Source organism: Glutamicibacter sp. NPDC087344 (genome assembly GCF_044744225.1).
GTDB lineage: Bacteria > Actinomycetota > Actinomycetes > Actinomycetales > Micrococcaceae > Glutamicibacter.
Map to the genome: position 1 here is coordinate 284,099 of NZ_JBIUXY010000005.1, position 22,059 is coordinate 306,157.

Below are 22,059 nucleotides of genomic sequence, written 5' to 3' on the forward strand. Positions count from 1 at the left end.
AATGATTGATGACATGAGTGCACCTCGATTTATTGCCTGTGTTCCGCCAGGAGACACACCAGTTCCGGCTGAAGTCCTCAAGGTTGCCGGGGAGGACCGGATTATCCCCGTGTGGGTCAACGGGCTTGGCGGGCTGACGTTTAAACTCATCGGACCTCGCTCGGTGCGGTTTGCCAAATTCTCCATTCGTCCCGAGCCCGGTGTGGACGTCGCGCCCTTGGCACTGCAAGAAATGCAGCTGAATAATGAGGTCCAACGCCTTAGCTGGGCTTCGAACTACACCGTGGTCCCGAAGGTACTTAGCTGTGAAGACTTTGATGCGGGGCAGTTGATGATTACCACCGGGTTGGACGGTGAAAACCTTGTCTCCCAGCGCGGGCAACGCGATCCTCGGCGTGCATCGATCGCGCTGGGTGCAGGGTTGCGGCAATTGCATTCCCGACTCCCGGTGGCACAGTGCCCCTTCGAGTGGAACATCCACTCGCGGATAGCGGTGCTGCCCCAAGCGCTTCGCGCAGAGTTTCTGGCTCAAGCACCGGAAGAGGATCTGGTGGTGTGCCACAGTGATGCGTGCGCACCGAATACGCTGATCGACAAAAGTTTTCAGGTGGCAGGCCACGTCGACCTGGGCATGTTAGGTGTGGGAGATCGCTGGGCCGACTTGTCGATTGCCTCATTGAGCACCGAATGGAACTTCGGCCCGGGATTTGAGCAGTTTGTGTACGAAGGTTATGAGATCGAACCGGATGAACAGAAAATCAATTTTTATCGGCGACTGTGGGATGCAACCTAGGATCGCATCCCACAGTGCGATCAGGAAAAGATTCGGGCCAACGTTGGATTGGTGTTCTTCAGCATCGCATTCCATTGTTTTCCAAAACCCCACACATTACCCGCGTGGGTGGCCGCAAGCACTACCAGCGCGGCGGCGTAGACAATGTGCTCGTCAATGACTGGATTGGTGGTCAGCGGAAGCGCGCTGAGCCACATCAGGAGCATCAGCGTGGCACCTGCGACGGCCAGCGCACGCAGTCCAATACCCAGAAGCAGGCCGACACCCAACGCCAGAAGACCAACCATGAATAGCAGATCGACAATTACAGATCCCGCCATGGGTGCGAAGAAGCCTGCCGCGGTTCCTTCCAGGTGCCCCAGGTAGCCAGCGGTGGGGCTTCCTCCGTGGAGCCAGGACTTCTCCGTGGGTGTCGCGTACCCCATGCCAAAAAGCTTGTCGATGAATGCCCAGAAGAATACCAGTCCCAAAACGATGCGGAGCACCGCCAAGGCCACTGCCGGTTCCGAGCGAACGGAAACCTTAACCGATGAGCGTTCAGATGTTGTATCAATAGTCACGGATCAACAATAAGGTCTACCTAAATGCCAATCCCAGCTATTAGAGAATATTTGCATGCTTAAATAATATGATTATCTAATAGATTAAATGGTGTCACTTCACCCACGCATGCGCCGGAACGTAGCCGCAGTCATGAAACTTAACACTTCGGTTATGTGCCATCACCGCGCCACGTAGCGGTGTTCCGGCCGACCTCGGGTGCCATAACCCAGCTGCAGTTCCAGGGATTCATTGGCAACCAAGGCCGCCAGATATCGCTGAGCAGTGGCCCGAGCTACACCAACCGCTTCCGCAACCTCGGCAACACCCATCGGGGCCGCAGCGGACTTCACGCAGGCGAGCACGGCCTGTTCGGTCGGCGCGGCACCAGAGCTCGTGGAGGCCGCTTCATCAGAACCTTGCAGCGTTCGGTAGAGTCGGTCGATTCCCTGCTGATCAAGCACGACTGCCGATTCCAGTTGCCGCCGGTACCTGGCCCAGCCCTTGAGCTTCGAGGCCAAGGTCTTCGCGCCGAAGGGCTTGATGATAAATGACAGTGCACCGCGGGCGATGGCTTGGGATACGTTTTCGGGCTCGGTGGCTGCAGAAATCATGATTGCATCCACACCAAGCGCTGGCAGCAGCTCCAGCCCACTCACATGCGGTAGATAAAGGTCTAAAAGCACCAGATCCGGTTTGTGGCTGGAGATCACCTTGGGGACAACACGGGGATCCTGGATCGGCTCCAGGGCTTCAAAGCCAGGGATGGCGTTGACCATCTCCGCGTGGAGGGCGCCGACGCGAAAGTCGTCATCCACTATCAATACCCGGTAGTTCCCCGTCATCTTCTGGGTCATCAGTTATTTCCTTCCGGAAAGAGTCGCTGGGTGGTTGTAGTTTTTGTTTCGCTCAGCACCGCCGGAAGCCTGGCGCAAATCACCGCGCCGGCGCCCGCTCCGCCCGCATCGGCAACCCAGACATCACCGCTTCGCCCCTGGGCGAGCCGGCGAATCAACGGCAAACCGACCCCCTGGCCGTGGGAGGTGCCGAGGCTTGATCCTGTTGAAACGTCCGGCGCAAAAATATCCAGGCCCGCCTGAATCCCCGGGCCCGAATCCGAGACGGCCAGGTGCAATGTTGTCCCCTCGGAAAGCAGATCGACTTCAACCCAGCGCTCTTGGTCACAGGCCAGGGCCGCGGTGAACGCGTTGTCCAGCAGATTACCCAGGACCGCCGTCGCGTCCTGGGCATCATGCGCCGAGGCGATCTGGCCAAAAAGCATTGATTGAGAAGATACCCGAAGTTCGATTCCCAGTTCATGGGCGCGCACGGCCTTGGCCGAAATGAAGGCCGAGAGGTAGGTATCCCCCACCGCCTCCAGCCCCTGGACCTGGGCTATTTTGGGACCGGTTTCCATTACCTCGCGCAAGTACTCCTCGGCCTGTTCAATCTTGTTCAGGTTGATCAGGCCGAGCACCGCATGCATGCGGTTGGCGAATTCGTGGCGTTGGGCGCGCAGCGCGTCGGCCATATCCTGCACGGCGTCCAGCTTGGTGCCCAATGCCTCAACGGTGGTCACGTCGTGGAACAGCACAACCTGGCCGAGCTCAACCCCGTCGCGGGTGACGTCCGTAACGCGGGCGATCAGCGAGTTCCCGTTCACGCTCAGTCGCAGCGGGTCCTTGTCATGCTCGCGGATGGCCCGAACCAGAGATCGATCAAGCCCGGCCGAGGCGTAGTGCCTGCCCACCACATCCTTCAACTCGGTCCGGTGCGGCAAGCCAAGCAGCTGACGGGCCGCCTTATTGCGCACCGTGATGCGGTGGTCGACACCGATACCCATCACCCCTTCGGTCACGCCGTAGAGCACCGCCTGCTGGTCACGGACCAACTGCGCAATTTCAGATGGTTCCAATCCCAGGGTCTGGCGTTTGAGCCGGCGCACGGTATAGCGCCCGGTTAACACCGCGAGCGCTCCGGCCAATAAGGCGAACAGCGCGATCCAGCTAAATGAGATCAGCAAGGCGCCGGTCAGCGAATCCGTGGTCACGCCAACCGAGACCTCACCTATAATCATGCCTGACGGGGAATATATTGGCACCTTGGCTCGAACGGACTCACCCAGGGTGCCGTGCTCACGCGAAACGTGTTCCACCCCGTCAAGGGCGACCGGATCGGTGGAGACCTTTTGGCCGATCTCCGCGGGATTCGGGTGGCTTAACCGCAGGCCGCGATCCTCGGTGATCACCACGAAGTACGCCTCGCCGCTGTCCACGATGGCATCAGCCAATGCCTGCAGCGGCCCGGCCTTCAGCTCTTGGATGTCCAGGTCTTCCTGCGCGGCGTAGTGCTCCACCTCGTCAATCACCGCAGGCTGCACCGCCACCGAGCGCGCGATGGTCAGCGAGCGGTCTTCGGCGCGATCAAAAACCTGGTTGTAGCCAACGAACAGCGTGCCCGCGGTGACCAGCACGATCAGGGAGCCGACCACAATGAACTGCAGGCGCATGATGCGCGAGGCAAAGTGTTTGGTTCCGGAGTGCGAGGAGGGCATAAAACCAAGCATATCCACCAGATCGCCGTCGGATGATTTTTATGAGCAAAAAGATTCCAATGACCTAAAGAGAGCAGTAGGAGCACAACCGCCGCAACGTGAGCGCCGCCACGTACCTTGAATAAGCATCCTCATTCCACACGGTTCCACGACGACGTGCTGCCAATTCCCCAAGGAGGTCGGAGCAATGCTAGTTGCCCTCGGATTCCTCATGGTCATCACCTTCATGGTGTTGATCATGACCAAACGCATGACGCCACTGCTGGCGCTGATTATCGTCCCTACCGCATTCGGCCTGTTTGCCGGCGCCGGATTCGGCCTGGGCGACATGATCATGGACGCCATCAAGTCCATGTCGGGCACGGCAGCGCTGCTGATGTTCGCCATCATGTACTTCGGCCTGATGATCGACGTTGGACTCTTCGACCGCCTGGTGGCGGGTATCCAGAAGCTGGTTGGCAACGACCCGGCCAAGATCATCATGGGCACCGCCCTGCTGACCGCGGTCATCTCCTTGGACGGCGACGGCTCGACCACCTTTATTGTGGTCACCGCGGCCCTGCTGCCGATTTACCAGCGCTTGGGCCTGAGCCCCGTCGTGCTGACCTGTGTGGCCGGCTTGACCAACGGCACCTTGAACATCGTCCCGTGGGGTGGCCCGACGGCCCGCGCCGCGGCGGCCCTGGGTGTTGAAGCCTCCGACGTTTTTGTTCCGATGCTTCCTTCGCTGGGCATCGCCCTGGTGGTCATCGGCATCTTCGCCTGGCAGTTGGGTGTCGCCGAGCGTCGCCGGATGCAGCGCGAACGCCCCGAGCTGTGGGGCACTGCCTTCGGCGGCGGCAACATCACCGGATCTTCGGGCGGCACGGGCAAGGGTCGCAAGGGTGGCAAAACCCCGGGCGGTTCCTCGATTGCTGTCCTTGAATCCGTGGCCACCAAGGGAGACGGCACCGAAGCCGCGACCCTGGACGGCACCGTGCTGGATCCGAACCGCGAAACCCTGCGCCCCAAGCTCTTCATCTTCAACTTGATCCTCACCGTGGCAATCATGGTGCTGCTGGTGGTCGACGTCCTGCCGCTGTCCTACCTGTTTATGATCGGTACCGCGATCGCCCTGGTGGTCAACTTCCCGAAGGTCTCCGACCAGGTGAAAATGATTTCCGCGCATTCAAGCGAGATCATTGCCGTAGTTTCCATGGTTCTCGGCGCAGCGGTGCTGACCGGTGTGCTTTCCGGCACCGGCATGGTGGATGCCATGAGCCAGTGGCTGGTGACGATCATTCCGGATTCGTTGGGCCAGTACATGGCGGTAATCACCGGCCTGATCTCGATCCCGGCAACCTTCTTCATGAGCAACGACGCGTTCTACTTCGGAATCCTTCCGGTGCTCACCGAGGCCGGTGCGCACTTCGGGGTGCCGGCAGTGGATATGGCCCGCGCGTCCATCACCGGCCAGCCGGTGCACATGCAGTCTCCGCTCGTCCCCGCAATCCTCCTGTTGGTATCCCTGGCTCGTGTGGACCTGGGTGATCACCACAAGAAGGTTCTGTGGCGTGCGTTGGTGGTCAGCCTGGTCATGCTCGTTTCGGGTGTGCTCTTCGGCGCGATCTCAATGGGCTAACCACCCAGCGACCTTTCCAAGGTCCGTCGTCAGCCGCGGCCCGTGTTCCCGCCACATCCGGTGGGAACACGGGCCGCGGTGTTTTGTTCGGGCGGCCCCGATGCACCGCACCGGAGCACCCGGTGTGTGAACTGGCGTACCAAAGGTGGAGTTGCCCCGCAGGATCTCGGATAATTGAGCCATGCCCCTAACGCTCGAGGTCCTGTCGCCGACCGAATGGATGCCGCTGCAGGCCGCTCATGAACAGCGCGCCCGCGCGTTTGGCGAACCTTTTGTGGCGCGGCGGATGAAGGGGCGCAAACACCCGATCGAAGATTTCCTGTTCACCTACTACACCCAAAAACCCGGGCAGCTCTACCGCTGGCACCCGGGTGCCGGGGTGGTGCTCTCCGGCGCCGAGGCTGCCGAACGCAAGAACTGGAAGTTCTACCAGCAGGTGCCCACCGCAACCGGAACCGGCTTGGGTTTTGATGCCGATGCTTTTGGGCAGGCACGGGCCGAGGCGATCAGGTTCGCCCGGATCATCCTTGCCGGGACGGTGCAACGCCCGGGCAACTTCGCCTGCTTCGGCCTGCATGAGTGGGCCATGGCCTACAAGTCGGAGGTCAACGGCATCCGCCATGAATACCTCCCCTTGCGTTTGGGGGCCGCCGGCACCGATGAGGTGGTGGAATCCCACAAAATTCGCTGCACCCACTTCGACGCGTTTCGTTTTTACACCCCGCAAGCTACGCCGCTCAACGAACTGCAACCCACCCGGGAAACCCAGCGCGACCTGGAACAACCAGCGTGCCTGCATGCCAATATGGACCTCTACAAGTGGGCCTACAAGCTCACCCCGGCGGTGCCAAGCGATCTGGTGATGGATTGCTTCGAACTGGCGTGGGATATCCGCACCATGGACATGCAGGCATCCCCCTACGATCTAGGCGATTGGGGCCACGACCCGATCCGCATCGAAACCCCCGAGGGCAAGGCAGACTACGTGCGCCAGCAAAAACAGTTCGCCCAGCGGGCGGATGTTTTGCGCGCCCGGTTGCTAGAGGTGGCTAACGCTCTGGTCTTGCCCGAATAAGTATTTGCCGGACGATCTCTGATCACCGGCGTAACCCGTGACCAGGCTACGATTCACTACTTTCGTGGCGCGCCACTTAAAAAGTTCGAGCCCTGCCCGGTGAAATCGTCTCACCGTGCAGGGCTCAAGTATCGGAACTACAAGGCGCCAACAGCGTAGTTCCGAGTTTTTTGCTCAGACTACGAGCCACCCGCCGTGAGGTGAATGAGCGCCGAGGCCGAAATAACAGTGGTAACTCCACCAATACGCGTAGAAATCTGAGCGAACGGCATCATGTTCATACGGTTCGAAGCTGACAAGATCGCCACATCGCCGGTTCCACCCAATCCGCTATGGCAGATCGTTACCAAGGAAGCGTCCACCGGATACATACCAAGCATTTTTCCTACAAAGAATCCGCTGGCGGCCATTGAAAGCACCACCGCGATGCACGTTAGGACATAGCCAAACGAAAGTACACCAACCACGTCTTCCAATGGCACATACAACATGCCAAGACCGATCATTGTTGGATAGATCAGGTGCTTGGAAACAATGTTGTAGACACCTCGCCCGGCGTTCTCAACACTTCGCGGAACGATCCCAGTGACTTTGGCAATCACAGCAAAAACGATGACCAATACCGGTGCCGGTAGATGCAGATACGGTTCACCCAAACAGGCTATGACGTACAAACCGGTGATGAGCAAAAAACCCATGGCATAGTTCGGTTGGCAGTCAGCTTCCAGTTCGGCTTCGTCTGAATCTACTTTTTCTCCTGGTTTAGGCTTGACCAGCCGGCCGCCACCATCCAGCGCAGTTTTGGCGTCGCCCAACTTGCGCAGAACTCCGGCCATGATGATTGCCACGATGTTGCCGATAACCGCTGCAGGGATTAATTGCGCTATGAAGCCGTCAGGTTCTCCACCCAAGACGTTTGAGTAAGCCGCTGATAGAGGAATGATGCCTTCGCCGATCCCGCCACCAATGATCGGGACCACGATATAGAACAGCGCGCGCTCGAAGCTGTATCCGAAAAGCATCGCCACGCCAACGCCCACCAAAACCGCTGCGATCGTGCCAACGATCAATGGTGGGAATACCTTAACCAAACCTCGTAGCATCGTGGTTCGTTGCATGCCGAGGATGCTGCCAACAACCAACGTGGCAATGACGAAATACAAGAAATTGGCATCTTTCATGAGCGCATGAGCGGCATCAAGCATGTTCTGGCTGAAAACACCCAAATAAACCAAGATGGAAGGCACAAGCAGGCACACCAGCGCACCACCACCGATCTTGTTAATAATCGGCAGCCAGTTACCGAATGGCCCGAGCAGCATTCCCAATGAAGTAATGACTGCTAAGCCACCGATCATGTTGACGGGGATGGCTCCGACAACGCCGGCAATTAGGACGGCTAGCGTCAAAATTACGGGCGCCAGCAGTGGCACGCCTCCAAGCTGGAATCGTGCTGCGGGTTTCACCGCGGGGGTAGTACCTGTTTGCAGTTCCATGTCAGCTCCTTCGCTGATTTCAAAAACTCAAGTGGCTTAGTGGAAGCTAGAGGACCGGCTGCAACGCAAGGGCACGAATCTCATCGGAAATAGCACGTCCGAGAATTTCGGTGGTTGCCGAGCCACCCAAGTCGGGAGTCAGCAAACTCTTATCTCCGCGGGCGATAATATTTTCGAATCCCTTTTGGACCGCTTTGGCGGCCTCAAATTCGCCCAAGTGCTCAAGCATCATGGCGACGCACCAGATCTGACCGATAGGGTTGGCGATCCCCTTACCTGCGATATCTGGAGCAGATCCATGCACCGGTTCAAACAAGGACGGGAACCTGAGCTCAGGATTGATGTTTCCGCTCGGTGCAATACCAATGGTTCCGGTACAGGCAGGGCCAAGGTCGGAAAGGATGTCTCCGAACAAGTTCGAGGCGACAACCACATCGAACCAATCTGGATGCAACACAAAGTTCGCGGTGAGGATATCAATGTGGAACTTGTCCACGTCGATATTGGGGTATTGATTAGACATTTCAGCAACACGTTCATCCCAGTAAGGCATCGAAATTGAGATACCGTTCGATTTGGTTGCTGATGTCAGATGGTTCTTGCCACGACGTTGCGCCAGTTCGAATGCGTACTTGAGGATACGGTCAACACCGATCCGAGTCATCACGGTTTCCTGCATAACAACTTCTCGCTCGGTGCCTTCGAAGAGTTTGCCGCCCACCGACGAATACTCACCCTCGGTGTTCTCACGGACAACGTAGAAGTCGACTTCTCCTGGCTTTCGATTCGCCAGCGGAGATTCCATGCCTTCAAGGAGTTTGACCGGCCTGAGGCTGACATACTGATCAAACTTTCGACGGAATTGCAGCAAGCTGCCCCAGAGCGAAATATGGTCGGGGACGACATCCGGCCAGCCAACAGCTCCGAAGAAGATCGCGTCTTGGGTGGAAAGCTGATTTTCCCAGTTGTCCGGCATCATCTGACCATGCTTTTTGTAATAGTCAGCATTGGCATAGTCGAACTCGGTGACCTCCAGTTTGAAGCCGAATGCCTCCGAAGCAACCTCAAGTGCACGCAGCCCTTCAGGCACAACTTCCTGGCCGATGCCGTCGCCTGCGATCGACGCAATTTTATGAATTCGAGTCATGGAACTCCCCATTCTGTTTCATCGGGGCCTTTGCCGATTTGCTTATGACGCCCATCACAAAACAGTATTGGACAAAAAGAAGAGCAGAAAGAGGCAAATGCGCAATGTCTTCTTTCGTGAGACGAAAGGAATGAGGATGGATCTCGCTTCCATAGATGACATGGAGTTTTTTGATCAGATTGCGCGAAGCGCGAGCTTGACCGAGGCTGCCAGGGCATGGGGTAAGTCGGTATCCGCGGTCAGCAAGCGGCTTTCCCACCTTGAGGAGCGCTTGGGAGCACAGCTAGTTCGCCGCAGTACCCGCAGGCTTTCACTCACCGAAGAAGGATCGCAATACGCGGCAGGAATCAAGCACCTGCTCCGTCAGAAACTGGACCTGGAAGATTCCTTGTTCTACCAACATGGCAATTTGCAGGGGCGAATCCGAGTGCATTCCACACCCGGATTTGGCCGTTCGCACATTGCTCCGCTGCTCAGCGAGTTCTTGATCAAACACCCGACGGTAGAGATCGACCTGGAACTCTCACCACTTCCCTTGAATCTAGCCAACCCGACTTTTGATGTTGCAATTCGAGTCGGCGCGCTGAACGACTCCCGTTTGAAGGCTCGACTCGTCGCGAGGAACCGGCGTATTGTCTGCGCCTCCCCCGAATACTTACAACAACATCCCGCACCAGAAGATCTGGTTGATTTGGAGAGTCACAACTGCATTGTTCTACGAGAAAACAGCAATGACTACGCACTTTGGAGGTTCGGAGAATCCGGAGAGCGGTTTGTCAGGGTATCCGGGAATATGATCAGCGACGATGGCGAGATCGTCACCGATTGGTGCATGCAAGGACACGGACTCATCATGCGCTCGGCCTGGCATGTCGATCCCCTGATTAAACGAGGTCTACTGCAGCAAGTGCTGCCCGATATCCCAACACCAGAAGCCAACGTCTTCGCCCTCTACACGTCTGACGGCCAATTACCTCGTCGAGTCACGGCCTTCCTAGACTTCCTCGAGAAGCACCTGCCCGAGCGCATGTTTGACCACTCAGGATGAACATCATTCGAAGTATCCAACATCCAGCTCAGGAGCCAGCACCTGCTCCCTGGCGTAAGTCACCGTCATCATCACAACGGATCGCGACGACCGTCGCTGCCCCGCTAAGAGTCAAGATGGGATGAAAGGACAAACTATGCAAGCTGTTCGGAGTGAACCGTACATTTTGATTCCACACACGGTCACAAATCTTGACGATTTCGTCAATAATCCAGACAAGTATCTGGTCAGCATGTTCGGTGATCCACAACGTGCAGCTGCCATGTGGAGGAGCCGCTTGAATACGAATCCCTACGGCAGCGAAGGTTTTCTGTCACTGTCCCACTACGGTATCGAGTTGATTTCGGCAGATCTGTGGGATGAAGTTACTGGAATCTGGTTTGAGCTGATTGAACTGATCGAGGAATTCATGCGCAAGGGATCAGCCGAAAGGCTGTTTCCCGGCCAGCCAGTGCCACTTCGCTTGGTTACGAAGGGGCGATCGACACTTTTCACTGTTCACCAGCAGACGAGCCTCGTTGATCCACACGACTTTGTTCCAGGAATGCTGAGTGAGGCTCACCGCTACTACTCATGGGTCGAAGAAAACATCGGTACCGACGAAAGCCAGGCAATGCAGTTTATTGATTTACTGCGCAACCAGCTGCCCGCGTGGAAGTTATCCCAGTAGTAGCTTCATATCCGGGAATCCGGGGCTGGGGAACCTCCGATAGGTGATACCCCAGCATCCGCCGTCCGCTCCTGTTTCGACGCGCAGCCAACACCCAGTCGTTCTTCTCTAGCTATGTCAGCTCGTACAGGTGGAGAATGAACCCATGAAACCTGTGCTGTTTACTCGCCGGCGGACCGCAGTTACCGGCCCACTAACCGTGCTCGTCGTGATGGGGATAGCGGGTTCGTTTTTGACCGGCTGTTCTGCCCCGGAAGCCTCGACGCCCAGCGCGGATCTGAACATCGTCATCCGTGACGACGGGAAAAGTGTGTCGCACGAATACCGCCTGCTCTGCAACGCGGACCAGGTGCTCGAGGGCAGCACGCTGCCAACTGCGAAGGCCGCCTGCGAGTTGCTGGTTGCGCAACCCTCGATCCTCACCGAGCCGGCTGATCCCAACCGCATGTGCACCGAAATCTACGGAGGACCTAACACCGCGGAAGTGACCGGCACATTGAACGGGAAAACCGTCAACACCAGCTTCGACCGCCACAACGGATGCGCCATTGGCGATTGGGACAATGCGGCGCCATTGATTGGCGACGCGTCAAACAACGACTAATTCCCCTGATCCAGCAGCGTTAAGCACTAGACTTGAAAGACTATGGAGTTCTTCCTGCTGGTTATCGCGCTATTGTTCGCCACAATTTTGATTGTGGGTATTGGTGAGCGAATAAAGCTCCCCTATCCCATTTTGATGCTCATTTTCGCAACGCTTGCAGGGTTTCTCCCCTTTATGCCGGAAATGCATATTGAACCGGAATTGATCTTGCCGATCTTCCTGCCGCCGTTGTTGTTCGCAACGGCGCAACGCAGCAGCTGGTCGGTCTTCAGGTTCCGCTGGAAAGCGCTGATTCGACTGGCGGTGATCCTGATTGTGGTCACCGCCGGCTTGGTGGCGGCGACCGCTTGGGCGTTCTCCCCCATCGTCTCGATCCCGCTGGCTTTGGCGCTCGGCGCGGTGGTCGCCCCACCTGACCCGGTGGCGGTGGACGCCATTGCCACCAAGGTGAAAATGCCCCGCCGGTTGACGTCCCTGTTGGAAACCGAAGGCCTGTTCAACGACGCCATGGCGATCGTGATTTTCCAGTTGGCCGTGCAGGCGACGGTGAACCAATCCGAAGTCGGTTTGGAGATCATTCCGCAGTTCCTCATCGGCGCCGCCGGGGCGGTCATCTTGGGCCTGGGCATGGGCTGGCTGATCGGTGCGTTGAACCGTTTTGTGCCAAACCTCGCCGCCCGTTGCGCGGCGACACTTGTTGCGCCCTACGCGGTGTACATGCTGGCAGAGGAGATCCATGTCTCGGGTGTGATCGCCGTGGTGGTCACCGCCTTGGAGATGGTCCGGCGCGACCGCCCGCAGGATTCGCAGGAGCGCTTAACCCGCCACGCGTTCTGGGAAGTGCTGGAGATGCTCGCCACCGGTCTGGCTTTCGGCCTGATGGGTATCGAGATGAACTCCGTCATCCAGGAGGAGGGAAGCAACCTGCTGGGATTCATCCCGGGAATCATCGCGATCTGTGTGGTGGTGATCGGCGTGCGCGCGCTGTGGATGTTCGGCACCTATTACCTGCCCAACCGCAAGAACCGCAAGATTTCAGCGGCCAAGGACACCCTGGTGCTCACCTGGTGCGGCATGCGCGGTTTGGCCACGTTGGCGCTGGCACTGGCATTGCCCAAGGTCGCCGCCGACGGCACCGAGATCGAGGGACGCAACTTTGTGGTGGTTGCCGCCTGCTCGGTGCTGCTGATGACTTTGGTGATCCCGGGGCTGACGTTGCCGGCGCTGATGCGGGTGCTGAAACTGCGCGGCAACGAGCAGGATACCAAGCGTGCCCGCCGGGCGCTGGCCCGCCGGGCCGAGGCGGTAGCCATCGCGCCCCTCAAGAAGAACCTGGAACTGCAGGATCTTCCGGAGAATTACCAGCAGGCGGTGCGCCGACGCATGAATTCGCTGCACACCATCTTATCCACCGACCCGGATCCGCACGATGCGATCACCGACGAGAAGTACACCCAGATTCGTGCGGTGATCGCCAAGGCGGATGCCATTCAGGCGATCGCCCTGCAGGCGGCCCGCGCCGAGCTGCTCAAGGCGCGGCGCGAACCGAACGTCGACCCGCACCTGGTGGACGAGATCATGGGCCGTCTGGACCGGCGTACCGCGACCCTTGACCGGTAGCCGATCCTAGGCCGCGGTGCGTTGAAGTTTGACGATCACCTCATAGTGATCGGTCTGCGGGAACATGTCCATCACCCGGGCAAGCTGCGGGGTGAACTGGTCCAGCCGCTTCAGATCCCGGGCCAAGGATTCGGCGTTGCAGCTGGAATAGATCAGGTGCTCCGCATCCGAGGTGTTCAGCCACTGCGCCAGGTCGGCGGAAATGCCGCGACGCGGTGGATTAACGATCACCGCGTCAGGGGCCCATCCTGCGGTGAGCGCGTAGTCGGTGGCATCCCCCGCAATAAACTCGACACCTTCCATGCCCAGGCTGCGCGCGCTGGTGGCGGCCGCCTCAACTGCCTCGGCGCTGGTTTCAATCCCGTGGACACTCCGGCCTTCACCGGCGCAGTGCAACGCGAACCCGCCAACCCCGCTATACAAGTCCCAGATGCTCTCCGGGTTCACGTCATTAATCCACTGCCGGGCCTGGCGGTACAGCGCGGCGGCGATCTGGGTATTGGTTTGGAAAAATCCCTGGGGGCGCAGATGCATGGGGATGCCGTTGAGCTCGAACTGCAGTGTGGTGCGCCGGGTGAGGATGATCTCCTCTTCGCCCTCCAACACCGCCTTGTGCTCGGGGAGGAAATTCACCGATACCACCGAGCCCGGCGGCAGCTTGCCCACAAACTCGGGCAGCGAATTACGCAGGGCCACAAAGTGTTTTTTGGTGCGCAACACCCAGCGCACCATGATCGCCCCGGTATCCGAGAGCGTCAAGATCACATGTTTCACTTCGCCCTTGCGTTTGGGAACGTCATAGGGAATCAGTTTCAGCTCATGGATGGTGCGTTCGATGATCGGAAACATGGCCCGCAGGGCAGGATCGATGACACCGCAATTGCGCAGGTCAACACCGTGGCCGTCGGCGTCCAAGATGCCGATGGTGGGATTCTGGGTGGTACCTGAGATCACCATCTTGGCCTTGTTCCGAAAGCCGTGTTCGGGGCTGGGCTGGGCAGGCAGGAATGTGAGCTGCCCGAAATCGGAGAGCAGCTGCTGGCAGTGATCCACCTTCGACTGCAGTTGGCGGACATAAGGCACCGTCATCAAGGAGCAGGATCGGCAGCGTTCGGCGGAGAAATAAAGGCATTCCATGGTGCCTACGATTTTAGCGAAGAACCCGGTGCCTGAACGCCAAGAGTTCTTGACGCGGATTGCCCGTAAATTTTCAGCTTCGGACGCTAAGCTCAATTTCAGATCAATTAGTTTTCGAGCAGTGTTTGTTGCCGTTAATCGGGGACAAGAGGTTTGCGGACCGCGAAAGGAACGATGTCACTTCGTACCGAGCTCACCACAACTCCGCGTGGTTTGGCTTTGCTGGCCCTTCCCCTCGCCGCGGTTCTTGGAACCTGCACGGCGTGCGGCCCTTCGACCCCGCAGGCTGAGAGCACCCTGGCAAGCCAACCAGTGGCTTCTGCGCAGTCCACCGCGCCCAGTGTCCAAGCTCAAGCGCCAACGACTTCTTCACTTCCGGCCGGTACCAGCAGCTCATCGACTGCAACCAGCACCACTGAAACGACAACTGACGCGGCAACACCCAGCAGTGCGAGCGCGCAAGACACCGCACCAACGTCCGCAACACTTGCCCCGGCAACCCTCTCGCCGTTGTCTTCCGGGGCCGCCTCGGGGGCAACGTTGAATGTGCTTCCCTCGTCGAGCCCGAGCTACTCCAAATCAACCACGGCCCTGTTCAAAGCCATCCAAGAGAACAAGTCCGATGCCGTAGGCAAGGCGCTGAAGGCCGGATCTGATGTGAGCGCCACCGATTCCTCCGGGCGCACACCCCTGATGCGCGCGGTGATCACCGGCAACGCGGCAATCATCAAGCAGCTGCTGGATGCCGGCGCGGACCCCAACACCAAGGACGACTACCAAGAGTCTCCCTTCCTGCGCGCCAGCGCTTCGGGCATGGTCAACGCGCTAACGCTGTTTTTGGAGCACGGTGCGGATACCCACTCAACCAACCGCGTCGGCGGCACCGCATTGTCGGTGGCATCGGAAAACGGCCAAGTCGGGTCGGTCCGGGTGCTGCTGAAAACCGATATCCCGGTTGATCACGTTAATGATCTGGGCTGGACCGCGTTGCATGAAACCATCGTGCTGGGCCAGGGGACCGCGAATTCAATCACCATTGCCCGGTTGCTGGTGACCCACGGCGCCAACCCGAACCTGAAGGACCAGACCGGCTCGGACGCCTTTGAACTGGCCAAGGAACGCGAGCAGACTCAAATGCTGAACATGCTCACCACGGCAAGCCGCCATTAAAGGGCGTCCAGGTAAAACCAGGCCCCGTTTTCCCGAACAAACGTACTCACCTCATGCTGTTGGCCGCCGAGGCCCGCTTGGGAGTAGTGCGCGGTGAACTCCACCACCCCGCGGTTCGCCGTTGCCCCGCCGGAGCGGGTCGAATCGATGACAAGCCCTTCCCAACGCGTCTGCTGATCAAGCTCAAGATCCGCCGGGCGGGTGGTTTCGTGCCAGGTGCGCAAGAGGTAGTCGCTCAGGCCCAGCACAAACGCGCTATAACGTGAACGCATCAGCTCTTCGGCCGTGTCCGGCACTGGCGAACCGCTGGCCCTGCCCAGATGAAACGGCTGGCAACACCGGCTGTAGCCAGGTTGCTCGGTATCAAGTACACGGCATGGGCACATGCTGTCTGCAGAGAATTTCACCCATCCAGCTTACGCGCAACACCCGAAAACCTGCCCATGAGCCTAAGATCACATGTTCAATAACTAGGAGAAACAGCGCTTGTCCCGCACCGGTAAGTTTTACCAGCCGCGCATCACGTAGACTTGAATCTGCAAGCTCGCGGAGCGCCAAATCCCCTTGGTGTGAGACGGCACGTCTCCGTGTGGCATTTAACCCCTTCGCGCACAGGAGATACGCCGGATGCCCCGCATCGTTGTAGATGTCATGCTCAAGCCAGAAATCCTCGACCCCCAGGGTAAGGCCATTGCGGGAGCATTGCCCCGCCTGGGCTTCAACTCCTTCGAGGCCGTCCGTCAGGGCAAACGCTTTGAACTCACCGTGGATGGCGAGGTGACCGATGAGATCCTGGCCCAGGCTCGCGAGGCCGCCGAAACCCTGCTGTCCAACCCGGTCATTGAAGATGTTGTCAACGTCGAGGTTGTTGCGGACTAATGAGCACCGAACTTCCCCTGATTGGCGATTATTCGGCGCCAACCGCTGAACTGTCCGGTGCCCGCATCGGTGTGGTGACCTTCCCCGGCACCCTCGATGACCGTGACGCTGCACGTGCAGTGCGCGCCGCCGGTGCCCAGGCCGTGCCGCTGTGGCACGCAGACACCGACCTGCAAGACGTCGACGCCGTGGTGATCCCTGGCGGGTTCTCCTACGGCGACTACCTGCGCGCCGGAGCCATCTCGCGTTTCGCGCCGATGATGTCCAAGATCGTCGACGCGGCGAACTCGGATGCAAAACTTCCCGTGCTGGGCATTTGCAACGGTTTCCAGATCCTGACCGAGTCGCACCTGCTGCCCGGTTCGATGATCAAGAACGACCACCTGAAGTTCATCTGCCGCGACCAGCTGTTGCGTGTAGAGAACAACCAGACCGCCTGGACCAACGGCTTCGAGGCCGGCCAGGAGATCACCATCGTGCTGAAGAACCAGGACGGCCAGTACGTGGCCGATGACAAAACCCTGGACGCGCTCGAAGCAGAAAACCGTATCGCCTTCAGCTACGTAGGCTGGAACCCGAATGGTTCACGCCGTTCGATCGCCGGTGTATCCAACGCGGCGGGCAACGTGGTGGGCCTCATGCCGCACCCGGAGCACGCCATCGAGGCCGGTTTCGGCCCGGATCACCGCGGCACCGACGGCCTGACGTTCTTCACCAGTGTTTTGACCAGCCTTGTTGGAGGCAAGTAGTGAGCCAGGAATTCAACATCGACACCGTTGCCAACGCCGCCGGAACCCCGGACGTTGAGCTGCCATGGGCCGAACTTGGCCTGAAGGTCAACGAGTTCGAGGAAATCGTCAAGATTTTGGGCCGCCGCCCCACCGCGGCCGAGCTGGCCATGTACTCCGTGATGTGGTCCGAGCACTGCTCGTACAAGTCCACCAAAAACCACCTGCGCCAGTTCGGCGACAAGGTGACTCCGGAGATGAAGAAGGACCTGATGGTCGGCATGGGCGAAAACGCCGGTGTCACCGACCTGGGCGACGGCTGGGCCGTGACCTTCAAGATCGAGTCGCACAACTCCCCGTCCTTCGTTGAGCCCTACCAGGGCGCGGCGACCGGCATCGGCGGCATCGTGCGCGACATCATCTCCATGGGCGCCCGCCCGATCGCCGTGATGGATCCGCTGCGTTTCGGCGCGATCGACCACGAAGATTCGCAGCGTGTGGTGCACGGTGTGGTCTCCGGCATCGGCGGCTACGGCAACTCGCTGGGCCTGCCGAACATCGGCGGCGAAACCGTGTTCGACCCGATCTACCAGGGCAACCCGCTGGTTAACGCCCTGGCCGTTGGCGCCCTGCGCCACGAGGACCTGCGCCTGGCCAACGCCTCCGGCGTGGGCAACAAGGTTGTGCTCTTCGGTGCGCGCACCGGTGGCGACGGCATCGGCGGCGCGTCGGTGCTGGCTTCCGAGTCCTTCGACGACACCAAGCCTTCCAAGCGCCCCGCCGTGCAGGTGGGCGACCCGTTCGCGGAGAAGGTGCTCATCGAGTGCTGCCTGGAGCTGTTCAAGGCTTCGCTGGTTGAGGGCATCCAGGACCTGGGCGCCGCAGGCATCTCCTGCGCCACCAGTGAGCTGGCTTCCAACGGCGAGGGCGGCATGCAGGTCGAGCTGACCGACGTGCTGCTGCGCGACTCCACGCTGACCCCGGGCGAAATCCTGATGTCCGAGTCGCAGGAACGCATGATGGCGGTCGTCACCCCCGAAAACGTGGAGGCGTTCGAGGCTGTCATGGCCAAGTGGAACGTCGAGTACTCGTGGCTGGGCGAGGTGACCGACACCGACCGTTTGATCATCACCTGGAAGGGCGAGGTCATCGTCGACGTCGACCCGAAGACCGTCGCCCATGACGGTCCGGTCTACGACCGCCCGTATGCCCGCCCCTCATGGCAGGATGCGCTGCAGGCCGATACCTTCCGCTCCTCGGTCGCCGGCGCCAACCTGCCGGCGACCGGCGACGAGCTCAAGGCCGCGGTGCTGGAACTGATTGCCAGCCCGAACCTGTGCGACAAGTCCTGGATCACCCGCCAGTACGACCGCTACGTCGGCGGCAACACCGCGCTGGCCGCCCCGGATGATGCCGGCGTCGTCCGCATCGACGAGTCCACCGGGCTCGGCGTGGCTATCGCCACCGATGCCAACGGCCGCTACACCTACCTGGATCCGTACCTCGGTGCCCAGCTGGCGCTGGCCGAGTCCTACCGCAACGTGGCCACCTCCGGTGCCATCCCGGCGGCGGTTTCCGACTGCCTGAACTACGGCTCCCCCGAGGATCCGGATGTCATGTGGCAGCTGGCCGAGGGTATCCGCGGCCTGTCGGATGCCTGCATGGAATTGGGTGTCCCGGTCACCGGCGGCAACGTCTCGCTGTACAACCAGACCGGCGACAAGGCAATCCACCCGACCCCGGTGGTTGCGACCCTGGGCAAGTTCGACGACGTAGCCCGCCGCACCCCTTCGGGTTGGCGTGCCGAAGCCGACGGCCAGGCGATCTACCTGATCGGCACCACCCACGACGAGCTGGACGGCTCCGAGTTCGCGAACCTGCGCGGCCACCTGGGCGGCACCCCGCCCAAGGTAGATCTGGCAGCGGAAAAGGGCCTGGGCGCGATCCTGATCAACGCCAGCCGCGACGGCATGATCGACGCGGCGCACGACCTTTCCGAGGGCGGCCTGGCGGCTGCACTGTCCGAAATGGTTCTGCGTTACGGTGTGGGCGCCCGGGTGGCCCTGGACGAGATCAAGTCGCGTGATGGAATTGACAGCTTCACCGCGTTGTTCTCCGAATCCCAGACCCGTGCCCTGGTAGCGGTACCGCGCAGCGAAGAGGTTCGTTTCAACGACATGACCAGCGCCCGCGGTGTGACCGTGGCGCGTTTGGGAATTGTTGATGCGCAGTCCGGTTCCTTGGAGGTTCAGGGCGAGTTCACCGTCTCGGTGGATGAGCTGCGTGAAGCCAACGAAGGCACCATGATCAAGTACTTCGGCTAATCCCGGGTAACTGAATCTAACGTCGATGGCTCGGCTCCCACCAACGGGAGTCGGGCCATCGACGTTTCCTCATTAATTGGCACGCGGGTTTCCCAGAGCAGTCCAGCCCTGATTTTTACTTGCCGGCGGGCTTGCCTGCGCGATGGCTTCAAGCACATTCTGATCGTGCAGATCCCCTGCACAGCGTAAAGTTGATTAACTGGCCCTCGAACGGAGGTGGCAAAAACAATGCGTGCCAATGACATGGCTGATTTCGTTATCCAGCGAAATCCAGGCCTTACCTCGATGAAGCTGCAAAAGCTTCTGTACTACATCCAGGCTTGGCATCTTGCCCTCACGAATAGGCCGGCTTTCTCAGAAGACTCATCTGTGGCCTATAAGGACGGTCCTGTCTGCATTCCCGTACATCAAGCCCGCAAGGATATTGCTACCCGCAACGCCCCGCAGTCAATGCCTTCGATTCCACCAATCACCCGCCATATCGCCGAGCTGGTTCTAGCCGAATACGAAGGCCGCTCCGGCGACGAACTCTCGGCACTGATCCACGTGGAATCTCCCTGGCTTGAGGCACGGAAGAACCTTCCCGCCGGCGCTCCAGGACAGGAAGCACTGTCCAATGAGTCAATCAAACGTTTCTACCGCAATAACCGGACATTGGGCGGGCGCAGTGCAGCCGAAATCGCGGCCGGAGGGTTTATTCCTTCACGAGGGACGCAGACCAGACCCAGCACCCTGTCCGCCGCGCTCCAGGATCTTCCACCCTTACCAGCAGAGGCTTTCGGGAACCATCCGTTTAGCGCCAATATGCAACCGGTGGATGATCGCCGAATACGAGTGCGTCCCCTCAAGAAGACCACGGACTGACACCACAACCGATGAGCAACGCTTCCCCGGAATCTGGTAGGCAGCAACCTGTCATCGTAGTTTTCGACGTCAATATTTTCCTCGACATTTTTGCTCTCATTGGGCAACCATTTTCGTGGGACCGAGCGGTCGAATATCTTGTGGATCAGAGTGCCGCACCTGTTCCTGCACAAGATCCTCGCCTAGATTCCTTACGAGCAGTAGCCCTCACAGATACCGGACGGCTGACAGCTACGGTCCCGTTGCAGGTTTGGACCAGCGACCACATCGACAATTTGTTTTTTACTAAGTTGACCCAGCCGGTCCTCAGCCAATCTCCTCCGGAGGATTCTGGATTTGGAATCGATGACAAAACAGCAGATGACATCATCTGCGATCTGATCGATCGTATTGTCGAGCGCTCTAACGGTCAGTCTCTAGGGCGAATAATCATTCCCCGGAACAATCCTCCATTGAGCCACGAAGACGGATTAGTCTACGTGACAGGTCGTCAGGCCTACGCGGCCGACGCGACTTGCGATCGTATTGTTGTCACTCGTGATAATCATTTCATCACTTCCTGCAGCGCTGGATATCCCAAGGTGTTGCACCCTGCCCATTTTGTCATCATGGTTCGGCGTTTACGCGCCGCCGAAGCACTGCGGAATATGCAAGCCGGCTTCTGAGCACTGAAAAGCCAATCCCGGGTAACTGATGACCAAAAGCTGCGGCCTGCTTCCCCTTGGGGAAGCAGGCCGCAGCTTTTTGTTGTTTCGTGTTTTGACAACACCGACGACAGTGTTTATCCCGGTGGCATGCTCAGCGCCGAGTCAGCGATCTGCCTGCAGAGGTGCCGGCTCATCGATGTCCTCAGACAGGGCGGCGGTAAAAGTTCTCACCATGATGACGGTTGTTGTCGCCGCCAGCAGCGAGGCCAACACCATGTGCACCCCGACCACCAGTTCGGGCAGGCCGTTACGCGCTTGGTAAATTCCTAGCAGCGCCTGGACACCCTGCACGCAGAGCAGCGTCAGCAGCCATCCCCGCAAAGGATGCTTCTTCGTGTAGCCGAAGAGCATCAGGGCGAAGGTCAGCGCCATCAACAGGTAGCTAGGCCACGCATGGACGTGCTGCAGGAATACCGCATCAAATCCGTTGCGGCCGGCCATCGCATCTCCCGAGTGCGGACCGGCACCGGTGGTCAGCACCCCGAGAATCAGGACGACTCCGGTAATGGCCGAGAGGCCAATAAGCGCCCGCTTAAATCCCCGCGGTGCGGGAACCGGCTGGTCTAATGCGCCAGCATATTTCAGGCGCACCAAGAAGGCCGCGCAGAGGCAGACGATGGCGGTTGACGCCAGGTAATGGAACCCGACGATAAACGGGTTCAGACCTGTGATCACGGTGATCCCGCCAACAATCGCCTGCGCAACAACGCCTAGGAGCACCGTATAGGAAATCAGGCACAGGTCAGGACGCTGCTTCCGAAAGCGGACCACCATCAGAAAGACGATCAACGCCAGCACGCCGACAAGTCCGGTCAGTGTCCTGTTGCCGAATTCGATAATCCCGTGAAAACCCATTTCGGGTGTGGTGACCAGCGAGTCGGGGGTGCACAGTGGCCACGTCGGGCATCCCAGCCCGGAGGAGGTCAGGCGCACGGCGCCACCGGTGGCAATGATGAGCACCTGGGATACGAAGGAAGCCCACGCCGCGGTGCGAAGTTTGGGGGTAACGGCCGTCGGGAGCCGAAGCCACCATTTCAGGAGGGTCGATTTCATTCGGGGGACGGCGGCTTGGTTGTTTGGGT

Annotated in this window: 21 protein-coding genes; 13 read left to right on the forward strand and 8 right to left on the reverse strand. The window is 59.3% G+C overall.

Translation table 11 applies throughout. From position 1 onward, the window contains the following. The first annotated feature begins 13 nt into the window (after positions 1 to 13). Complete coding sequence (locus ACIOWL_RS11370; RefSeq protein WP_400384825.1) at positions 14 to 793, forward strand: phosphotransferase; 780 nt, start codon at positions 14 to 16, stop codon at positions 791 to 793. A 20-nt stretch (positions 794 to 813) separates the two neighbouring features. Here ACIOWL_RS11370 and ACIOWL_RS11375 read toward each other — a convergent pair whose 3' ends face one another. From ACIOWL_RS11375 to ACIOWL_RS11385, 3 genes are all read right to left on the reverse strand, one after another. Further along, on the reverse strand, positions 814 to 1,353 hold the full coding sequence (locus tag ACIOWL_RS11375) for a hypothetical protein (protein ID WP_400384826.1): 540 nt from the start codon (positions 1,351 to 1,353) through the stop codon (positions 814 to 816). Between the two features lie 162 nt (positions 1,354 to 1,515). After that, entirely contained in the window at positions 1,516 to 2,190 is a 675-nt protein-coding gene (locus tag ACIOWL_RS11380; RefSeq protein WP_400384828.1) for a response regulator, read from the reverse strand. Then, complete coding sequence (locus tag ACIOWL_RS11385; RefSeq protein WP_400384830.1) at positions 2,190 to 3,887, reverse strand: ATP-binding protein; 1,698 nt, start codon at positions 3,885 to 3,887, stop codon at positions 2,190 to 2,192. Before ACIOWL_RS11385 ends, ACIOWL_RS11380 begins: the two co-directional genes overlap by 1 nt. 187 nt (positions 3,888 to 4,074) lie before the next feature. On the opposite strand from ACIOWL_RS11385, the gene ACIOWL_RS11390 reads away from it, so the two are divergent. Further along, the gene (locus ACIOWL_RS11390) at positions 4,075 to 5,508 is read left to right on the forward strand and encodes a CitMHS family transporter (RefSeq protein ID WP_400384832.1); all 1,434 of its coding nucleotides are present in this window, start codon (positions 4,075 to 4,077) and stop codon (positions 5,506 to 5,508) included. A 181-nt stretch (positions 5,509 to 5,689) separates the two neighbouring features. Further along, the gene (locus ACIOWL_RS11395) at positions 5,690 to 6,583 is read left to right on the forward strand and encodes a 3-methyladenine DNA glycosylase (RefSeq protein ID WP_400384834.1); all 894 of its coding nucleotides are present in this window, start codon (positions 5,690 to 5,692) and stop codon (positions 6,581 to 6,583) included. 179 nt (positions 6,584 to 6,762) lie between these two features. Here the strand turns inward: ACIOWL_RS11395 and ACIOWL_RS11400 are convergent, their stop codons facing one another. Continuing rightward, positions 6,763 to 8,079, reverse strand: a complete 1,317-nt coding sequence (locus tag ACIOWL_RS11400) for a 2-hydroxycarboxylate transporter family protein (protein WP_400384835.1) — start codon at positions 8,077 to 8,079, stop codon at positions 6,763 to 6,765. Between the two features lie 46 nt (positions 8,080 to 8,125). Further along, positions 8,126 to 9,226, reverse strand: a complete 1,101-nt coding sequence (locus ACIOWL_RS11405) for a tartrate dehydrogenase (RefSeq protein WP_400384837.1) — start codon at positions 9,224 to 9,226, stop codon at positions 8,126 to 8,128. Between ACIOWL_RS11405 and ACIOWL_RS11410 the strand changes: the two genes are divergently transcribed. From ACIOWL_RS11410 to ACIOWL_RS11425, 4 genes are all read left to right on the forward strand, one after another. Next, positions 9,225 to 10,274 (forward strand): LysR family transcriptional regulator, encoded by a 1,050-nt coding sequence (locus ACIOWL_RS11410; protein WP_400384839.1) that lies wholly within the window; start codon positions 9,225 to 9,227, stop codon positions 10,272 to 10,274. The two genes, ACIOWL_RS11405 and ACIOWL_RS11410, sit on opposite strands and share 2 nt — an antisense overlap. A gap of 136 nt (positions 10,275 to 10,410) precedes the next feature. Further along, the gene (locus ACIOWL_RS11415; protein WP_400384842.1) at positions 10,411 to 10,944 is read left to right on the forward strand and encodes a hypothetical protein; all 534 of its coding nucleotides are present in this window, start codon (positions 10,411 to 10,413) and stop codon (positions 10,942 to 10,944) included. 145 nt (positions 10,945 to 11,089) lie between these two features. Beyond that, positions 11,090 to 11,548 (forward strand): hypothetical protein, encoded by a 459-nt coding sequence (locus tag ACIOWL_RS11420; protein ID WP_400384844.1) that lies wholly within the window; start codon positions 11,090 to 11,092, stop codon positions 11,546 to 11,548. 42 nt (positions 11,549 to 11,590) lie between these two features. After that, a complete protein-coding gene (locus ACIOWL_RS11425; RefSeq protein ID WP_400384847.1) occupies positions 11,591 to 13,168 on the forward strand; it encodes a cation:proton antiporter in 1,578 nt (525 codons plus the stop codon). Positions 13,169 to 13,174: 6 nt separating this feature from the next. Here the strand turns inward: ACIOWL_RS11425 and ACIOWL_RS11430 are convergent, their stop codons facing one another. Next, positions 13,175 to 14,305: a methyltransferase domain-containing protein gene (locus ACIOWL_RS11430; RefSeq protein ID WP_400384850.1), complete on the reverse strand. Its 1,131-nt coding sequence runs from the start codon at positions 14,303 to 14,305 to the stop codon at positions 13,175 to 13,177. Between the two features lie 174 nt (positions 14,306 to 14,479). Between ACIOWL_RS11430 and ACIOWL_RS11435 the strand changes: the two genes are divergently transcribed. Beyond that, positions 14,480 to 15,475, forward strand: coding sequence for an ankyrin repeat domain-containing protein (locus tag ACIOWL_RS11435; protein ID WP_400384853.1), 996 nt, complete (start codon positions 14,480 to 14,482; stop codon positions 15,473 to 15,475). On the opposite strand, the gene ACIOWL_RS11440 is transcribed toward ACIOWL_RS11435, so the two are convergent. Next, positions 15,472 to 15,861 (reverse strand): YchJ family protein, encoded by a 390-nt coding sequence (locus ACIOWL_RS11440; protein WP_400385126.1) that lies wholly within the window; start codon positions 15,859 to 15,861, stop codon positions 15,472 to 15,474. The genes ACIOWL_RS11435 and ACIOWL_RS11440 overlap by 4 nt on opposite strands. A gap of 241 nt (positions 15,862 to 16,102) precedes the next feature. Between ACIOWL_RS11440 and purS the strand changes: the two genes are divergently transcribed. The 5 genes from purS to ACIOWL_RS11465 all read left to right on the forward strand — a co-directional run bounded on the left by purS (position 16,103) and on the right by ACIOWL_RS11465 (position 20,935). After that, positions 16,103 to 16,354, forward strand: a complete 252-nt coding sequence (gene purS, locus ACIOWL_RS11445; RefSeq protein WP_400384856.1) for a phosphoribosylformylglycinamidine synthase subunit PurS — start codon at positions 16,103 to 16,105, stop codon at positions 16,352 to 16,354. After that, positions 16,354 to 17,103 (forward strand): phosphoribosylformylglycinamidine synthase subunit PurQ, encoded by a 750-nt coding sequence (purQ, locus tag ACIOWL_RS11450; RefSeq protein WP_400384859.1) that lies wholly within the window; start codon positions 16,354 to 16,356, stop codon positions 17,101 to 17,103. The genes purS and purQ overlap by 1 nt, the downstream gene beginning before the upstream one ends. After that, complete coding sequence (purL, locus tag ACIOWL_RS11455; protein WP_400384862.1) at positions 17,103 to 19,406, forward strand: phosphoribosylformylglycinamidine synthase subunit PurL; 2,304 nt, start codon at positions 17,103 to 17,105, stop codon at positions 19,404 to 19,406. Before purQ ends, purL begins: the two co-directional genes overlap by 1 nt. A 243-nt stretch (positions 19,407 to 19,649) precedes the next feature. Next, complete coding sequence (locus tag ACIOWL_RS11460; protein WP_400384865.1) at positions 19,650 to 20,270, forward strand: Panacea domain-containing protein; 621 nt, start codon at positions 19,650 to 19,652, stop codon at positions 20,268 to 20,270. Between the two features lie 11 nt (positions 20,271 to 20,281). Continuing rightward, positions 20,282 to 20,935 (forward strand): hypothetical protein, encoded by a 654-nt coding sequence (locus ACIOWL_RS11465; protein ID WP_400384867.1) that lies wholly within the window; start codon positions 20,282 to 20,284, stop codon positions 20,933 to 20,935. A 144-nt stretch (positions 20,936 to 21,079) separates the two neighbouring features. Here the strand turns inward: ACIOWL_RS11465 and ACIOWL_RS11470 are convergent, their stop codons facing one another. Continuing rightward, on the reverse strand, positions 21,080 to 22,030 hold the full coding sequence (locus tag ACIOWL_RS11470) for a heme A synthase (RefSeq protein WP_400384870.1): 951 nt from the start codon (positions 22,028 to 22,030) through the stop codon (positions 21,080 to 21,082). Positions 22,031 to 22,059 lie beyond the last annotated feature (29 nt).

What these genes read in the sequence shown, in the direction of transcription:
- ACIOWL_RS11370 (WP_400384825.1), top strand. Translation starts at nt 14, where the DNA reads ATGAGTGCACCTCGATTTATTGCCTGTGTTCCGCCAGGAGACACACCA.
- ACIOWL_RS11380 (WP_400384828.1), bottom strand. Translation starts at nt 2,190, where the DNA reads ATGACCCAGAAGATGACGGGGAACTACCGGGTATTGATAGTGGATGAC.
- ACIOWL_RS11385 (WP_400384830.1), bottom strand. Translation starts at nt 3,887, where the DNA reads ATGCCCTCCTCGCACTCCGGAACCAAACACTTTGCCTCGCGCATCATG.
- ACIOWL_RS11390 (WP_400384832.1), top strand. Translation starts at nt 4,075, where the DNA reads ATGCTAGTTGCCCTCGGATTCCTCATGGTCATCACCTTCATGGTGTTG.
- ACIOWL_RS11395 (WP_400384834.1), top strand. Translation starts at nt 5,690, where the DNA reads ATGCCCCTAACGCTCGAGGTCCTGTCGCCGACCGAATGGATGCCGCTG.
- ACIOWL_RS11400 (WP_400384835.1), bottom strand. Translation starts at nt 8,079, where the DNA reads ATGGAACTGCAAACAGGTACTACCCCCGCGGTGAAACCCGCAGCACGA.
- ACIOWL_RS11410 (WP_400384839.1), top strand. Translation starts at nt 9,225, where the DNA reads ATGGAACTCCCCATTCTGTTTCATCGGGGCCTTTGCCGATTTGCTTAT.
- ACIOWL_RS11405 (WP_400384837.1), bottom strand. Translation starts at nt 9,226, where the DNA reads ATGACTCGAATTCATAAAATTGCGTCGATCGCAGGCGACGGCATCGGC.
- ACIOWL_RS11415 (WP_400384842.1), top strand. Translation starts at nt 10,411, where the DNA reads ATGCAAGCTGTTCGGAGTGAACCGTACATTTTGATTCCACACACGGTC.
- ACIOWL_RS11420 (WP_400384844.1), top strand. Translation starts at nt 11,090, where the DNA reads ATGAAACCTGTGCTGTTTACTCGCCGGCGGACCGCAGTTACCGGCCCA.
- ACIOWL_RS11425 (WP_400384847.1), top strand. Translation starts at nt 11,591, where the DNA reads ATGGAGTTCTTCCTGCTGGTTATCGCGCTATTGTTCGCCACAATTTTG.
- ACIOWL_RS11430 (WP_400384850.1), bottom strand. Translation starts at nt 14,305, where the DNA reads ATGGAATGCCTTTATTTCTCCGCCGAACGCTGCCGATCCTGCTCCTTG.
- ACIOWL_RS11435 (WP_400384853.1), top strand. Translation starts at nt 14,480, where the DNA reads ATGTCACTTCGTACCGAGCTCACCACAACTCCGCGTGGTTTGGCTTTG.
- ACIOWL_RS11440 (WP_400385126.1), bottom strand. Translation starts at nt 15,861, where the DNA reads ATGTGCCCATGCCGTGTACTTGATACCGAGCAACCTGGCTACAGCCGG.
- purS (WP_400384856.1), top strand. Translation starts at nt 16,103, where the DNA reads ATGCCCCGCATCGTTGTAGATGTCATGCTCAAGCCAGAAATCCTCGAC.
- purQ (WP_400384859.1), top strand. Translation starts at nt 16,354, where the DNA reads ATGAGCACCGAACTTCCCCTGATTGGCGATTATTCGGCGCCAACCGCT.
- ACIOWL_RS11460 (WP_400384865.1), top strand. Translation starts at nt 19,650, where the DNA reads ATGGCTGATTTCGTTATCCAGCGAAATCCAGGCCTTACCTCGATGAAG.
- ACIOWL_RS11465 (WP_400384867.1), top strand. Translation starts at nt 20,282, where the DNA reads ATGAGCAACGCTTCCCCGGAATCTGGTAGGCAGCAACCTGTCATCGTA.
- ACIOWL_RS11470 (WP_400384870.1), bottom strand. Translation starts at nt 22,030, where the DNA reads ATGAAATCGACCCTCCTGAAATGGTGGCTTCGGCTCCCGACGGCCGTT.